Genomic DNA, 16,354 nt, shown 5'->3' with positions numbered 1-16,354 from the left:
TGAATCATCCCTGCTCTAGGCGCTTCGGCTCCGCGCGGAAATCGAGCAGCACGATCCAGAAGCAGATCAGCGCGGTGACGAGGAGGATGAAGGTGCCCTCGATCGGCGCTCCCAGAAGCGAGATCAGTGCCGGAAGGGCGAGGCCGACGCCGAGAACGGCCGCTAGCGCCAGGGGCGGAAGATCGACGATGAGGATCGCGGCATAGAGCGCGAACTCGAAGAAGGCATATTCCTTCAGACGCGGCGAGCAGAGATAGAGCGCGAACATGGCGAGCACCGTGATGCGCATGGCCGTGCGGGGGTGATCCATCAGCCAGCGATCGATCCCCATCAGAAGCGATGCCCCTCTCCGCGCCGATCCGCTCGCGGCCAGCCGCACGACGGACAGCGCGAACGGCACGAGCACGAGCGCGAGTGCCGCGAGCGCATAGGCCGCCAACATCGCCGGCTTGCTGTCACCGACGCCGGCCTGGACCAGGAGGTCGCGCGCCAGCAGCAAGAGCGACGGATTGGTCTCCACGAGACCGACGGCATGCTGGCCGGGAATCTGTCCTGCGATCGCGAGCAGCCAACTCGCGAACAGATCGGGATACAGCAGCCGCGACACTGTGACCGGCAACGCGAAGGCGAACGCGCCCACCGCGATCAGGGCTAGCTTGCGGCCGCGCGGCAGCGGCAGAAAATAGAGCGCCGCCAGCACCGGGAAGAACACCAGCTTGAACGAGGTCACGAGGCCGAGCAGCGCAGCGCCGCCGAGGCGCAAGGAAAAGCTCGGATCTCGTCCGGACGCGAGCGGACGTAGCAGGAGCTTCAGCGCGATCGCGGTCAGCACACCGCTCAGCAGCGCAAAATTCCCCGACGCCACCACAAATTCGAAACCGACGAACGCGCCGAGCGCGCAGAGCACTTTCAAGCCAGCATCGCGCGCGCCGGGACGCGTTCGGCCGAGGCCGGGCAGAAGCAGCCCGCAGAGCACCGCGAGAACGAGATAGATGCTTCTGTAATGATCGACCAGAACGCCGCCCGCGCAGAGGGGACGGAAAACGTCCAGCGTCACCGGCAGATAGGGATAAGAATAATTGGTGCCCTTCAGGTTCTTGACGAAGTAGGGATCGAGCCCTTCGGCATGCGCATCGACCGCCGCGCAATTGACCCGGACGTCCCAGCCATAGGGCAGGTCGAGCGAGGCATCGTTGGCGAGATTGCCGAGCACCAGCAGCGCCGTCAGCGCGATCAGGCCGGCGAGCCAGACGTTGCGCCTGCCGGCACTCGCCGCAGGCGCCAACCATCGTGCTGCACCGGACATGTCGGACACGGGCGATACCCTGCTTGGCCTGGCTTCTCCCGGCGCCGCCTGCGGCAGCCGGTTCGGCCACAATGGACAGGACGGGTTGCCGATTCACCTCCCGGCGCGTGGTACGCGATCTTTGCGCGATCTTATGGTGAATCCCTGGTTGCCGGCCGCACGCGCGTTGACGCGGTTTCGGAAAGCGCTTCCATGCGCGCCGCGATCGGTCGAGCACGACCATCAGGCCGGCAGCGGGGGCCTCACCAGGTCTTGACCGCCCCTGCCCCGCCTGCCAGCCATCCCGAAACATGGGTTGTGCAACGCAGCATCAGGGCTAGATAAGTCCTTCGATTGCAGGGGTAAGCTTCTTGTCCGACGTCAATGCCGACGATTGGGTGTCCGCGGGACACCGCCCGATGGGTTTTCCGGAATTCGTCATCGTGATCGCGTCCATCATGGCGCTGAATCCGCTCGCCATGGACATGATGCTGCCGGCACTGCCCAATATCGGCGCCGCCTTCAAGATTCCCGTCGAGAACCATCTTCAACTCGTGCTGTCGACCTTCCTGATCGGCTTCGGCGCCGGCCAGTTCGTCATGGGTCCCCTGTCGGACCGTTTCGGTCGCCGGCCGGTGCTGCTCGGCGGCATGGCCGTCTATGCGGTGGCGAGCGTGCTGGCGGTCGCCGCGCCCTCGTTCGAGACGCTGTTGCTGGCACGTGCGCTCCAGGGGCTGGGCACCTCGGCGACGCGCGTGATCGCGACCTCGATCGTGCGCGACTGCTATGTCGGCCGCCGCATGGCGAGCGTGATGTCGCTCGCCATGATGGTATTCATCGCGGTGCCCGTGGTCGCCCCCTCGTTCGGACAGGCGGTGCTGCTGGTGACGGCGTGGCGCGGCATCTTCGTGGTGCTGATGCTCTATGGCTTGCTCGCACTCGCATGGTGCGTGTTGCGGTTGCCTGAAACGCTCCCCCAGTCCGAGCGCCGATCGCTGGCGCCCGCGGACGTGCTCTCGGCGTTCCGGCAGACCGTGACCCATCGCCAGACCATGGGCTATGCCACCGCGGCCGGCAGCGTCATCGGCGCGCTGTTCGCCTATGTCTTCTGCGCCCAGCAGGTCTTCACCGGCATCTATCATCTCGGCCGATACTTCCCGCTCGCTTTCGCCGCGATCGCCGCCGGCACCGCCATCGCCGGCTTCCTCAATGCGAGGCTGGTCGGCCGGCTCGGCATGCGCGTGATCTCGCACGGCGCGTTGATGCTCTACACATTCGTGGCCGGCGTGATGCTGCTGACGGAATGCCTCGGCGTGCTGCCACTTGCCTTGTTCATGGTGCTCTCCGCCCTGATGATGTTCTCGTTCGGCATGATGGTCGCCAACTTCACCGCGCTCGCGATGGAGCCGCAGGGCCACATCGCCGGCACCGCCTCCTCGCTTTACGGCTCGATCACCACGCTGATCGGAATCGTGGTCGGCATGGCGATCGGGCAGAGCTTCGACGGCACGCTGCTGCCCTTCTCGATCGGCTTCTTCCTGTCCACCCTCGCCGCGGTCGCGATCGTGCTGGTGGTCGAGAAGGGACGGCTGTTCAGGCCGCATCATCGTCCCGACCGAGGAACCAGGAGGCGGCCTCGATGTTGTACTGCAGCAATTCTAGAGGATACTGCAATGGAACTGGAACATCGCGAAGACCACGCCGAGGCAAAGCTTCAAAATGTGGAGCCGTCTGAACCGCGGGCCGAGCAGGTCACGTTCACCGCGCCTCTTGCGAGCGAGGGGCTCGAGCAGGTGCGCGACAGCCATTGCTAGGCGGGAATGGGTTTTGGTCAAATCGATTGCGGCAGGCTCGGTGCAACCTCTCTCACTTGCGGGGGAGGTCGCGCCGAGCCGTAGGCGCGGGTGAGGGCTTTCTCCTCTAGGAGACTATCCCATTGCGGAAGCACCCTCTCCCCAATCCTCTCCCGCAAGCGGGAGAGGGAGCGCACCTCAGTCGTTGCAGCGAATTGGTTTCATTTCATCGCGTTTCAGAACGACCCTCTAGTGGGTTCCTCGCCGGCTGGCGCTGAAATCATCCGCAGCGCTCGAAGCCGGGCTTGCTTGCGGCAGCGCCATCAGCACGATCACCTCGCGAGACACGCCAAGCCGGCCCCATAGCGAGGCCTGCACGGTGAACTCGCGCCTGACGAAACGGCCGCCACGCGCGGACACCCATTCCAGCCAGCGATTGCAGTGCTCCTGCCCCTGGAAACAGAGTGCGGCCCAGCCGCGGTCCAGCGTCGTCCTGCGCGGCAGGCCCCAGGTGTATTGATGCGCGAACGGCCGCGCGTAATAAGGATGGTCGGGGCTGTAGAACGCCGTCGCGAAGGCGAGTGCATCGTCGCCGCTGATGGCGCTCAGCGGCTCGCCGGTCACCTCGCGCCACTGGCGCGTCAATTCGTTGGCGGCCTGCACGTAAAAATTCCGGCCCTCTTCATAGCCGTGATTGTTGCGATGGACGGCATGGATCGGCGCCGCGACCAGGACGGCGGCGAGCGCAGCGCCGGCAACGATCATCGTGACGTTGACCGTGTGGAAGCGCTCGATCGGATAGCTCGTGCCGCAGACCACGAGAATGGCGAACAGGAACAGGCCCTGCAACGCCCACAGCGACGGCAGATCGGTGCCCATCACAAGCGACGTCAGCACCGGAAGTACGATCGTTCCGATCGCGACGTAGAACAGAAGCCGCAGGCCCGGGCTCATGGCCGCGAAGTCGGCCGGAAACTGCCTCAGGCGCGGTCCTGCGATGAGCAGCCAGACCACGGCGGATATGCTCATCGCCGCGGCCAGCCCGAGCAGAAAGTTTTTCACCTCGTCGAGTGAGGTTGCGAGGTTGCCATTGGCATGCGCCAGCGCGTAGGTGAAGGTCGAGGCGCCCGTGGTCGCGAGCCAATGGATGTGGGGCGACAGCGCCGCGAGCCCCACGACCACCGATATCCATGGCGAAAGCGAGCTGAAATAAGCGCGCCGCGCCGGGTGCGCCAGCGCGGCGAAGGCCAAGCTCGCGACGAGGAAGATCGAGTAATATTTGCCGACCATCGCCAGCGCGGTCGTGCATCCCGCCGCGATTGCCCAGGGCCAGGCGCGCGTCTCGAATGCGCGCAGGAAGCACCAGGTCGCCAGCGGCCAGGTCGCCAGCAGCACCGAATTGGCATTGAAGCGCTGGGCGTGAAATTGATAGACCGGCGTCAGCATCAAGAGCAGCAGCACCAGGACGCGCTTGTGCCCGGTCACGAATTGCCGCGCGATGCGGTCGACGAAGACCAATGCAAGCCCGGCATTGGCCATCGCCATCAATTGCAGCGACCAGTCGCTGAGCGGGAAGACGGAGGTCCAGCCAGCGGCAATCCAGCCGCTCAAGGGCGGGTGCTTGTGATAACCCCAGGCGAAATGCCGGCCCAACGTCCAGGCCTCGAGCGTATCGGGGTGCAGACCGCCGCCGGCATAGGCGATCGCCAGATAGAGCGTCCAGATCACAACGACGCAGGCGACGAGAAGCGGCACGGCCCAGCCCGCCTCGACGCCGTCGAGCCAGCGCAGGAAGGGCCGCCGCCAACGCGCCGGTGCGCGATCGGACCGTTCGGCCATCGCCTGAAGTGCAGAATCGATCGGCACGGGAATCAGATTTGAGGACGGAAAAAAGGATGCGCGCGGACGACGCATCTATTTCAGGATTGAAGCAAATAGCAAGAATTGCAGATTGGAAGCGTTAAAAGCACGCACCTGCGTAGCCGAAAAGACAACGGCGCCGCTGATCAGCGGCGCCGCCTTATTGTCCGAGGTCGCGAAGGCGGTCCCCGCCTTACTCCGACTTGTCGACGTTCCAGAACACCGGCGTCGCGGGACCGTCGAGCACACCGTTCAGCGACTTGCGCCAGCCGCTCGCGATGAGATACTGCCCCAGCGGAATGTAGATCACCTGCTCATAGGCTTGCTTCTGGATGTCGGCCGCGATCTTCTTCTGCTCGTCGAGCGAGGACGCGCGGACGAAAGCGTCCTTGAGCTGCTCGATCTTGGCGTCCTCCGCCCAGCCGAACCAGCCTTTCTTACCCAGGCCGCTAATCGAGAGATTGGCGATCGGGTTGGACACGTCGGCCGCGACCCAGTTGGTGAAGAACATGTTCCAGCCGCCTTCCTTCGGCGGCTTCTGGCTGGCACGGCGGCTCACCACCGTCTGCCAGTCGGTCGCCTGGAGGTCGACCTTGAAGCCGGCCTCGCGCAGCAGCTGGGCCGCGACAATCGGCTGCGCCTTCAGCGTCGTGACATCGCCGGGCGCCATGATCACGATCGGCGTGCCGTCATAGCCGGACTCGGCCAGAGCCTTCTTGGCTTCCGCCATGCCGTTCCCCTTCACCAGGGTCTCGGAGCCCACATCGGTCGCGAGCGGCGTGTCGCACACGAAGAAAGCGCCGCAGATCTTTTGGTACTTCGCATTGCCGACCAGCGCGTCGAGCACGTCCTTCTGGTTGATCGCCAGCAAGGCAGCCCGCCGCACCTTCACGTTGTCGAACGGCGGATGAAGGAAGTTCATCCGGCCGAGCGTCTGAAAGCCGAACTTGTTCAGGACCTCGATCTTGAGCTCCTTGTTCGCTTCCAGCACCGGCAGCATGTCGAAGGGCAGGTTCTCCATGAAGTCGATGTCACCCGACTGCAGCGCATTCACCGCAGTCTGCGAGTCCGGCATGGTGAGCCACTCGACGCGGTCGACCTTCACCACCTTGCCGCCGGAGGTCCAGCTCGCCGGCTCCTTGCGCGGAACGTAATCGGTGTTCTTGACGTAGACCGCCTTCACGCCGGGCTGGAATTCACCCTGCACGAACTTGAAGGGGCCCGAGCCGATCTGCTCGGGAATCTGCTTGTCCGCCGGCGTCTCCGCAAGGCGCTTCGGCATCATGAAGGCGACGCGCGAGGACGGCTTGCCGATGGAATCGAGGACGAGGCCGTAGGGCTCCTTCAGCTTCAGCGTGATGGTCTTGGCGTCGGTCGCCTCGATGCTCGCGGTGAAGTCCATGAGCTTCTGGCCCATGCCGTCGACCGCGGCCCAGCGCTTCAGCGAAGCGACGCAATCTTCCGCCGTCACGGGCGCGCCGTCATGCCACTTCAGGCCGTCGCGCAGCGTGAAGGTGTAGGTGAGCTTGTCGTCGGAGATCTTCCAGTCCGCCATCTGCGGCTGGACCTTGAAATTCGAATCGGTGGCCACCAGCGTGTCGTAAACCATGTAGCCATGGTCGCGCGTGATGTAGGCGGTGGTGAAGATCGGGTCGATGATGCGCAAATCCGAGTGCATCACCGCGGTGAGTGTCTTGCCGGCCGCAAGCACTGGCGAGGCCAGCGCGGTCGAAAGCGCGACGACCGACAGCGCAAGTGTGGAGGCGAACGCGCGAGGCCCCCGGCGCATGAAGTGGAACATAGAAAGTTCTCCTGACGTGAAACTGTTCAAAGGCAGGTTATCGATTGAGCATGAAGTCCGTTCGTTGGGCGAACTAACCTCATGCAATGCCTTTATCTTTTCGAGACTTGCAGACAGTGCCGAGCGCGTCAATCCGGTTTCGCTGCAAGCCCTTACGGCGCATGCACAGGCTCCACAGGGATCGGTTTGGCTCTACAACACCTTCCGCTTGTCCTGCCCACACCGATGCAATGCGCGTTCCATCTTTCCAAGCTCGAGAGACATTGAGATGAATCCTGCCAATCTCCCCTTTGATTCCGAGGTAATGCTCGACGGCCTGCGCGGCTGGGTCGAATGCGAAAGCCCGACCTGGGACGCAGGCGCCGTGGACCGCATGCTCGATATCGCGGCGCGGGATATGGCGATCATGGGTGCGACGATCGAGCGCATCGCCGGCCGCCAGGGTTTTGGCGGCGTCATCCGCGCGCGCTTTCCCCACCCGAAGCAGGGCGAGCCGGGCATCCTGATCGCCGGCCACATGGATACCGTCCACCCGGTCGGCACCATCGGGAAGCTGAAATGGCGGCGCGAGGGCAACAAATGCTACGGCCCCGGCATCTACGACATGAAGGGCGGCAATTATCTCTCGCTGGAAGCAATCCGGCAGCTGGCGCGCGCGTCCTTTACCACGCCGCTGCCGATCACGGTGCTGTTCACGCCGGACGAGGAAGTCGGCACGCCCTCGACGCGCGACATCATCGAGGCTGAGGCCGCGCGCAACAAATACGTGCTGGTGCCGGAGCCCGGTCGCGCCGACAACGGCGTCACCACCGGACGTTATGCCATCGCACGCTTCAACCTCGAGGCGACGGGCCGGCCGAGCCACGCCGGCGCCACGCTGTCGGCGGGACGCTCGGCGATCCGCGAGATGGCGCGGCAGATCCTCAGCATCGACGCGATGACGACGGAGGATTGCACCTTCTCGGTCGGCGTCGTGCACGGCGGCCAGTGGGTCAATTGCGTTGCCACCACCGCGACAGGCGAAGCGCTGTCGATGGCCAAGCGCCAGGCCGATCTCGATCGCGGTGTCGAGCGGATGCTGGCGCTGTCGGGCACCAGCAACGATGTCACCTTCAAGGTCTCGCGCGGCGTGACGCGGCCGGTCTGGGAGCCGGATGCCGGCTCCATGGCGCTGTATGAGAAGGCGCGCGGCATCGCCAAATCTCTTGGCATGGAACTGCCGCATGCAAGCTCCGGCGGCGGCTCCGACGGCAACTTCACCGGCGCGATGGGAATCCCGACGCTCGACGGCCTCGGCGTGCGCGGCGGCAATGGCCACACGCTGGAGGAGTATATCGAAGTCGAAAGTCTCGTTGAGCGTGGTCGGCTGATGGCGGGGCTGCTGGCGACGCTGGAGTGATCGCGAAGCTATTCCGTAGGGTGGGCAAAGGCGCAAAGCGCCGTGCCCACCGTTTTTCCTGAGTGAAAGGAGGTGGGCACGCTCCGCTTTGCCCACCCTACGAGGACTGGCTGCACCGCAAAAACTGTGGCCCTCATGGCACGGGAATTGCTGAAATGTTAGGCTGGTGGCAGAACTGACCTCTCGCCGCTGCCGCCGATTTGACTCTAAACTGACGGATCCACCTTGCTCGGATATCTCCTTCGCCGAATTCTCGCCGCCGTGCCCGTGATGGGCGTGGTCGCGCTGTTCGTGTTCCTCCTGCTCCGCCTCACCCCCGGCGATCCCGCCGCGATCCTCGCCGGCGACAACGCGACGCCGGAACGGCTCGAGCGCATCCGCGAATCGCTCGGTCTCAATGAGCCGCTGATCGTGCAGTTCATCACCTGGGTGAACAAGCTGCTGCATGGCGACCTCGGAACCTCGCTGATCTCCAACCTGCCTGTCATGAAGATGATCGGCCAGCGCGTCGAGCCGTCGATCTCGATCGCGCTGTGCACCATCATCCTCGCCGTCATCGTCGCAGTTCCCTTGGGGGTGATCGCGGCGTGGAAGCACGGCACCTGGATCGACCGTTTCGTGATGGGTCTGTCCGTGCTCGGCTTCTCGGTGCCGGTGTTCGTGGTCGGCTATGTCCTCATCCAGGTCTTCGCGATCGAGCTGCGCTTGGTGCCGGTGCAGGGCTTCCGTAGCATCTTCAACGGCTTCGGTCCGTTCTTCGAGCGCATGATCCTGCCGACCTGCGCGCTGTCCTTCATCTACATCGCACTGATCGCGCGCATGACGCGTGCGGCGATGCTCGACGTGCTCGGCGAGGACTACGTGCGAACGGCGCGCGCGAAGGGCATCAACGAGGTTGCGGTGATGATGCGCCATGCGCTGCGCAACGCCGCCGTGCCCGTGATCACCGTGATCGGCACCGGCTTTGCGCTCTTGATCTCCGGCGTCGTCGTCACCGAGAGCGTGTTCAACATCCCCGGCATCGGCCGCCTCACCGTCGATGCGGTGCTGGCGCGCGATTATCCGGTGATCCAGGCGATGATCCTGCTGACCTCGCTGATCTACGTCGTCGTCAATCTTCTCATCGACGTCGCCTACACCCTGCTCGATCCCCGGATCCGGTACTGAGGCAAGGACAAGAACAGAATGTCGGTCGATACCCTTCCCCAGTCGTCCATTCCGATCACGTCGCCGCTGCGGCCGCGCTTCGGATTCCTCACCTCGACGCCGATCATCGCCGCCGCGACGGTCCTGCTTGCCCTGATCGTGCTGATCTCGATCCTCGCGCCGCTGATCGCGCCGCACGATCCGATCCAGCTCGCCCCGTCGCAGCGGCTCAAGCCGTCCTCCGCGCAATTCCTGCTCGGCACCGACGCTTACGGACGCGACCTGTTGTCGCGCGTGATCTATGGCGGCCGCATCTCGCTCTTGATCGGCATCGGCGCGGCGATCCTGTCGATCGCCATCGGCCTTGCGATCGGCCTCGTCTCCGGCTTCTTCAAGCTGGTCGATTCCGTGATGATGCGCGTCATGGACGGCCTGATGGCGATGCCGAGCATCCTGCTCGCGATCGCCGTCGTGTCGCTCTCCGGCGCCAGCCTCTGGACCGTGCTGATCGCGATCACGATCCCCGAGATTCCGCGCGTGGCCCGCTTGGTCCGCTCGGTCGTGCTGTCGGCGCGCGAGGAGCCTTACGTCGAGGCCGCGATCTCGGTCGGCTCGAGCCTGCCCAAGATCATGTGGCGCCATTTGATGCCGAACACGATCGCGCCGTTGATCGTCCAGGGCACTTATATCTGCGCCAGCGCCATCCTGACCGAGGCCATCCTCTCCTTCCTCGGCGCCGGCATCTCGCCGGAGACGCCGACCTGGGGCAACATCATGGCCGAGGGCCGCCAGTACTTCCAGATCAAGCCGTCGCTGATCTTCTGGCCGGGCCTGTTGCTCTCCATCGCCATCCTCAGCATCAACCTGATCGGCGACGCCGCCCGCGACGCCCTCGATCCGCGCATGAAGCAGCGGGAGGGGAAGTGATGCGAGTAGCACCGTCATTCCGGGGCGCGCCCCTTGGCGCGAACCCGGAATCCATTTCACCACTTGGATTGCGGCTCAATGGATTCCGGGTTCGCGCTAACGCGCGCCCCGGAATGACGAGCGAGAGTTCTTCGGCATGACCAACACCATCCTCGACATCAACAACCTCGTCGTGTCCATCGGCAAGAAGCCGAACGGATCAAAGATCATCGACGGCATCTCGATCCAGGTGCGCGAGCGCGAGACGCTGTGCCTCGTCGGCGAAAGCGGCTCGGGCAAGTCGGTGACCTCGCTCACCACGATGGGCCTGTTGCCGAAGGGCACGCTGGTGCCGACCGCCGGCAGCGTGAAGCTGGTCGGCGAGGAGCTGCTCACCGCCACCGACCGCCGCCTGCGCCAGCTGCGCGCGACCAAGATGGCGATGATCTTCCAGGAGCCGATGACCGCGCTCAATCCGGTGGTGCCGGTCGGCCGCCAGATCGACGAGGTATTGCGCGCCCACACCAGTCTGGACGCAAAGGCGCGCAAGAGGCGCATCCTCGACATGATGGAGCAGGTCCGCCTGCCCCAGGTCGAGCGCATCTTCGCCTCCTACCCTCACCGCCTCTCCGGCGGCCAGCGCCAGCGCATCATGATCGCGATGGCGCTGGTGCTGGAGCCGAAGCTCCTCATTGCCGACGAGCCGACCACCGCGCTCGACGTCACCACGCAGAAGCAGATCCTGACCCTGATCCGCGACCTCCAGCGCGATCACGGCACCGCCGTGCTGTTCATCACCCACGACATGGGCGTGGTCGCGGAGATTGCCGACCGTGTCGCGGTGATGCGGCAGGGCCGCCTGGTCGAGACCGGCCCGCTCGAGACCGTGCTGCGCAATCCGACCATGGAATACACCCGCAACCTGCTCGCCTCGGTGCCGAGCCTGGTGCCGCGGGCGCCGCGCGAGGAAACCCGCGAGCCCGTGGTGCTGGAGGCCAACGAGCTCAGCAAGGTTTACAAGGAGCGCGCCTTCTTTGGCAAAGGCCGCGAGGTCGTCGCTGCCGACAAGGTCACGTTGACGCTGCGCAAGGGCCGCACGCTCGGCATCGTCGGCGAAAGCGGCTCGGGCAAGTCGACGGTGGCACGCTGCATCGTGCGCCTGATCGATCCGACCTCCGGCGGCGTGCGGCTCGCCGGACGCGAGATCGCCGACATCTCGCGCCGCCTGCTGCAGCCGCACCGGCAGAAGATCCAGATCGTGTTCCAGGATCCCTACCGCTCGCTCAACCCACGCGTCACCGTCGGCGAGAGCATTGCGGAAGGCCCGATCAACTATGGCACTTCGCATGCCGACGCGATGAAGCGCGCCCGCGAGCTGCTCGAGCTGGTCGGCCTGCCGCCCGACGCCGTATCGCGCTATCCGCACCAGTTCTCCGGCGGCCAGCGCCAGCGCATCGCGATCGCCCGGGCGCTCGCGCTCGATCCCGACGTGCTGGTTGCGGACGAAGCGGTCTCCGCGCTCGACGTCTCCGTGCAGGCGCAGGTGCTGGAACTGCTCGACGAGATCCAGAAGCGGCTCGGGATCGCCATCCTGTTCATCACCCACGACTTGCGCGTTGCAGCCCAGATCTGCGACGAGGTCGTGGTGATGCAGCACGGCCGCGTCGTCGAACAAGGACCGGCCGCCGAAGTGCTGACGCATCCGAAGGAGGCCTACACCAAGGCCCTGCTGGATGCGGCGCCCGGACGCAACTGGGACTTTGCGAACTTCCGGCCGGTGGCGGAAGGCGTGGGGGCGAGCGCATAGGTCAGCTCTCTCCGCGTCATTCCGGGGCATCGCGAAGCGATGAGCCCGGAATCCATCTGGCAACCGACTCTGTCGCACAATGGATTCCGGGTTCGCGCCCAAGCGGGCGCGCCCCGGAATGACGGCGAAGCAGCATTCCCAAAACGTCTTGACCCTATGCACGGCGCGATGGCCTCTCACCTTGCTCTCTCCGCAGAGCCAAGGCTAACGTCGCGCACTTTCAAAACGCTGGACCTGAACTGAATGACACGCATCGCCGTCGGCGGCTTCCTGCACGAGACCAACACCTTCGCTCCGACCAAGGCGACCTTCGCCGACTTCCAGCATGGCGGCGGCTGGCCGGCGATGACGCAAGGCCAGGACGTCTTGAAGGTGATGCGGCGCATCAATGTCGGCCTCGCCGGTTTCGTCGACAGCGCTGAGGCGAACGGCTGGGAACTTGTTCCGACCATCGCCTGCGGTGCGAGCCCCTCCGCTCACGTCACCAAGGACGCCTTCGAGCGCATCGTGAAGGTGATGGTCGACGGCATCGCCGCCGCCGGGCCGATCGACGCCGTCTATCTCGACCTGCACGGCGCCATGGTGACCGAGCATCTCGACGACGGCGAAGGCGAGATCCTGGCGCGCGTGCGCCGCGTCATCGGCAAGGATGTTCCGCTGGTCACCAGCCTCGACCTGCACGCCAACGTCACGCCCGAGATGATGGAGCACGCCGACGCGCTGATCGCCTACCGCACCTATCCCCATGTCGACATGGCCGAGACCGGCCGCGCCTGCGCGCGGCACCTCGCGCTGCTGCTGCAGACGAAGCAGCGCTTCGCAAAAGCGTTCCGGCAATTGCCGTTCCTGATCCCGATCAGCTGGCAATGCACCAACGACGAGCCCACCAAAGATATCTACGAAAAGCTCGGCGCCCTCGAGAGCGATGCCGTTCCCACCCTCTCCTTCGCGCCCGGCTTCCCCGCCGCCGATTTCCGCGACTGCGGCCCGAGCCTGTTCGCCTACGGCAGGACGCAGCAAGACGCGGATCGCGCGGTGGACGCGCTTCTGAAGCTGATCGAGAGCCACGAGGACGATTTCGACGGCAAGATCTGGTCGCCCGACGACGGCGTGCGCCATGCCATGGAACTTGCCAAGAGCGCCAGCAAGCCGATCATCATCGCCGACACCCAGGACAATCCCGGCGCCGGGGGCGATTCCGACACCACGGGCATGCTGCGCGCGCTGGTGCGCAACAGAGCGAGTGCGGCAACCGGCGCGATCTACGATCCGGAATCGGCCAAGGCCGCGCATGCGGCCGGCGTCGGCGCCACCGTGACGCTGTCGCTCGGCGGCAAGTCCGGCATTCCCGGCGACGCGCCCTATCGCGAGACTTTCGTGGTCGAGCAGCTTTCCGACGGCCGCTTCATCGCGCCCGGACCGTATTACGGCGGCCGCGAGATGGAGATGGGCCCGTCCGCAGCCTTGCGCATCGGCGATGTCCGCATCGTCGTCTCCTCGCACAAGGCGCAGCTCGCCGACCAGGCGATGTACCGCTATGTCGGCATCGAGCCGACCGAACAGAAGATTTTGGTCAACAAGAGCTCGGTGCATTTCCGCGCCGATTTCGAGCCGATCGCCGAGAAGCTGATGATCTGTGCCGCGCCCGGCGCGATGCCGGCCGACACTGCTTCGCTGCCCTGGACGCGCCTGCGACCCGGCATCCGCATCAAGCCGAACGGCCCCGTTTTCAATCCACCTTCACGCTAACCGGACAGGACACATGCCCACGATCGATCGCATCGACGGCTACGCCGACGAACTCACCGCCATCAGGCGCGACCTTCACGCCCATCCCGAGATCGGCTTCGAGGAAGTCCGCACCTCCGGCATCGTGGCCGACAAGTTGAAGAGCTGGGGCATCGAGGTGCATCGCGGCCTCGGCGGCACCGGCGTGATCGGCGTCATCAAGGGCAAGGGCTCCGGCAGCAAGCGCATTGGCCTCCGCGCCGACATGGACGCGCTGCCGATGGAAGAGAACACCAACCTGAAATGGAGCTCGAAAATCCCCGGGCGCTTCCACGGCTGCGGCCATGACGGCCACACCACCATGCTGCTCGGCACCGCACGCTATCTCGCCGAGACCCGGAATTTCGACGGCACCGTGCACCTGATCTTCCAGCCGGCCGAGGAAGGCCTCGGCGGCGCCCGCGCCATGATCAAGGACGGCCTGTTCGAGAAGTTTCCCTGCGACGAGCTCTACGGCCTGCACAACGCGCCGGATCTGAACCACGGCGAGATCGCGATCCTGCCCGGCCCGGCGATGGCCAGCGCCGACTTCTTCGACCTGCGCATCACCGGCTACGGCGCGCATGGCGCGATGCCCGAACGCTCCAAGGACGCGGTGGTCATCGCGACCACGCTGGCGCAGGCGATCCAGACCATCGTCAGCCGCAACGTCGACCCGCTGCAGGCTGCGGTGGTGTCGATCACCCAGATCCATGCCGGCTCCGCCTACAACGTCATTCCTGGTGATGCGCATCTGTGCGGCACCATCCGCACCTTCTCGAAGGAAGTCCGCACCCTGGTCAGCGAGCGCATCCGCACCATCTGCGCCGGCATCGCGAGCGCCTATAGTTGCGCGATCGACGTCGACATCCGCGACACCTTCAACGTGCTGGTCAACCAGGTCGAGCAGTCCAAGGTGGTCGAGGAGGTCGCGCGCACGATCGTCGACCCCGCCAACGTGATCACCCGCACCCAACCGAAGATGGGCAGCGAGGATTTCGCCGACATGCTGGAGACCATCCCCGGCGCTTACTTCTGGGTCGGCCATGACGGCTCGGTGCCCGTGCACAACCCCGGCTTCGTGCTCGACGACAAGATCCTGCCGATCGGCGCCAGCATGTTCGCCCGCATCGTCGAGACGCGCATGCCGGTGGGTGGCAATGCATAAAAAGAGCGTCGAGGAGGCGGTCACTTCGCTGCACGATCTGTCCGCGGTCGACCTGATCGCGGGCTATCGCGCCAAGCAGTTCTCGCCGAGCGAGGTGCTGGAGGACGTGCTCGCGCATGTCGCGGCGTGGGAACCGCATCTGAAGGCGCTCTATGCATTCGACCCCGACGGCGCGCGCGAGGCCGCAAAGGCCTCGACCGCGCGCTGGAGCGGCGGCGAGCCGTCTGGCGCGCTCGACGGCGTGCCTGTCACGGTGAAGGACAACATCGCGACCAAGGGGGTGCCGGTGCCGCTGGGCGCGGCCAGCGTGAAACTCGTGCCGGCGGAGAAGGACGCGCCGCCCGCCGCGCGGCTGCGTGAGGCAGGCAGCATCATCTTCGCCAAGACCACCATGCCTGATTACGGCATGCTGTCCTCCGGACTCTCCTCGTTCCACGCGCTCGCGCGCAATCCCTGGGACCTCAGCAAGAATCCCGGCGGCTCCAGCGCCGGCGCAGGCGCCGCTGCTGCGGCCGGCTATGGCCCCTTGCATCTCGGCACTGATATCGGCGGCTCGGTCCGCCTGCCCGCCGGCTGGTGCGGCCTCGTTGGCCTGAAGCCGAGTTTTGGCCGCGTGCCGATCGACCCCACCTATGTCGGCCGCGTCGCAGGCCCCATGACCCGCACGGTCGATGATTGCGCACTGATGATGAGCGCGATCGCAAAACCCGACCGGCGCGACGGCATGAGCCTGCCGGCCGAGCCGCTGAACTGGAAGGGACTGGAGAAATCTCCGCGCAAGCTGCGCATCGGGTTGATGCTCGATCCCGGCTGCGGCCTGGCGCTGGAGAAGCCGGTGCGCGAGGTCGCGGTGAAGGCCGCAAAGGCGTTCGAATCCGCGGGCGCAGTCGTGACGGAAGTCGACGGCATCCTGACGCGCGAGATGCTCGACGGCCTCGACAATTTCTGGCGCGCGCGGATGTGGGACGATCTGTCCAGGCTAACGGCGGCCGAGCAGGCCAAGGTGCTGCCCTATATCTTCAGATGGGGCGAGTCCGGCGCGAAGCTCTCGGGCGTCGATGTCATCCGCGGCTTCAACCAGACCATGGCGATCCGGGCGGCGGCCTCGAAGCTCTTTTGCGAGCTCGACTATGTGATCTCGCCGACCGCGCCGAACGTGAACTTTCCGGCGGACTGGGCTTCGCCGACCAACGATCCCATGAAGCCTTTCGAGCACATCGCCTATACCGTGCCGTGGAATATGTCGGAGAACCCGGCGATCTCCGTCAACGGCGGCTTCGATGCCAAGGGTTTTCCCATCGGCGTGCAGATCGTCGGCCGCCGCTTCGACGACATCGGCGTGCTCGGCATGGCCAAGGCGTTTGAAGGTCACCGCGGCCCGCAGCGGCCCTGGCCGAAGCCGCCGGCGAAGTAGCTGTAGTT

General features: G+C 65.3%; 10 protein-coding genes and 1 pseudogene. 8 read left to right on the top strand and 3 right to left on the bottom strand.

The window, feature by feature from the left end:
* Positions 1 to 4: 4 nt before the first annotated feature.
* Entirely contained in the window at positions 5 to 1,306 is a 1,302-nt protein-coding gene (locus XI05_RS27740; protein WP_271507989.1) for a hypothetical protein, read from the bottom strand.
* Positions 1,307 to 1,656: 350 nt separating this feature from the next.
* Here XI05_RS27740 and XI05_RS27735 point away from each other — a divergent pair.
* A pseudogene (locus XI05_RS27735) lies at positions 1,657 to 2,898 on the top strand (multidrug effflux MFS transporter); the annotation flags it as partial.
* Positions 2,899 to 3,327: 429 nt separating this feature from the next.
* Here XI05_RS27735 and XI05_RS27730 read toward each other — a convergent pair.
* Positions 3,328 to 4,917, bottom strand: coding sequence for a glycosyltransferase family 39 protein (locus XI05_RS27730; RefSeq protein ID WP_271507715.1), 1,590 nt, complete (start codon positions 4,915 to 4,917; stop codon positions 3,328 to 3,330).
* A 214-nt stretch (positions 4,918 to 5,131) separates the two neighbouring features.
* On the bottom strand, positions 5,132 to 6,739 hold the full coding sequence (locus XI05_RS27725) for an ABC transporter substrate-binding protein (RefSeq protein WP_271507712.1): 1,608 nt from the start codon (positions 6,737 to 6,739) through the stop codon (positions 5,132 to 5,134).
* A 268-nt stretch (positions 6,740 to 7,007) separates the two neighbouring features.
* Between XI05_RS27725 and XI05_RS27720 the strand changes: the two genes are divergently transcribed.
* The 7 genes from XI05_RS27720 (at position 7,008) to XI05_RS27690 (ending at position 16,346) form a co-directional block, all read left to right on the top strand.
* Entirely contained in the window at positions 7,008 to 8,138 is a 1,131-nt protein-coding gene (locus XI05_RS27720; protein WP_271507709.1) for a M20/M25/M40 family metallo-hydrolase, read from the top strand.
* Between the two features lie 225 nt (positions 8,139 to 8,363).
* Positions 8,364 to 9,305 (top strand): ABC transporter permease, encoded by a 942-nt coding sequence (locus XI05_RS27715; protein ID WP_172783060.1) that lies wholly within the window; start codon positions 8,364 to 8,366, stop codon positions 9,303 to 9,305.
* A gap of 18 nt (positions 9,306 to 9,323) precedes the next feature.
* Entirely contained in the window at positions 9,324 to 10,211 is an 888-nt protein-coding gene (locus XI05_RS27710) for an ABC transporter permease (protein WP_260379804.1), read from the top strand.
* 136 nt (positions 10,212 to 10,347) lie between these two features.
* Positions 10,348 to 11,997, top strand: coding sequence for an ABC transporter ATP-binding protein (locus tag XI05_RS27705; protein ID WP_271507706.1), 1,650 nt, complete (start codon positions 10,348 to 10,350; stop codon positions 11,995 to 11,997).
* Between the two features lie 243 nt (positions 11,998 to 12,240).
* The gene (locus XI05_RS27700) at positions 12,241 to 13,746 is read left to right on the top strand and encodes a M81 family metallopeptidase (protein ID WP_271507704.1); all 1,506 of its coding nucleotides are present in this window, start codon (positions 12,241 to 12,243) and stop codon (positions 13,744 to 13,746) included.
* Between the two features lie 13 nt (positions 13,747 to 13,759).
* The gene (locus tag XI05_RS27695; RefSeq protein WP_271507702.1) at positions 13,760 to 14,932 is read left to right on the top strand and encodes a M20 aminoacylase family protein; all 1,173 of its coding nucleotides are present in this window, start codon (positions 13,760 to 13,762) and stop codon (positions 14,930 to 14,932) included.
* On the top strand, positions 14,925 to 16,346 hold the full coding sequence (locus XI05_RS27690) for an amidase (RefSeq protein WP_271507698.1): 1,422 nt from the start codon (positions 14,925 to 14,927) through the stop codon (positions 16,344 to 16,346). Before XI05_RS27695 ends, XI05_RS27690 begins: the two co-directional genes overlap by 8 nt.
* Positions 16,347 to 16,354: the final 8 nt, after the last annotated feature.

Source organism: Bradyrhizobium sp. CCBAU 11357, assembly GCF_028128865.1.
Taxonomy (GTDB): Bacteria; Pseudomonadota; Alphaproteobacteria; order Rhizobiales; family Xanthobacteraceae; genus Bradyrhizobium.
Note: the sequence above shows the minus strand (reverse complement) of the source record. Positions and strands in the feature narration are given on the sequence as shown.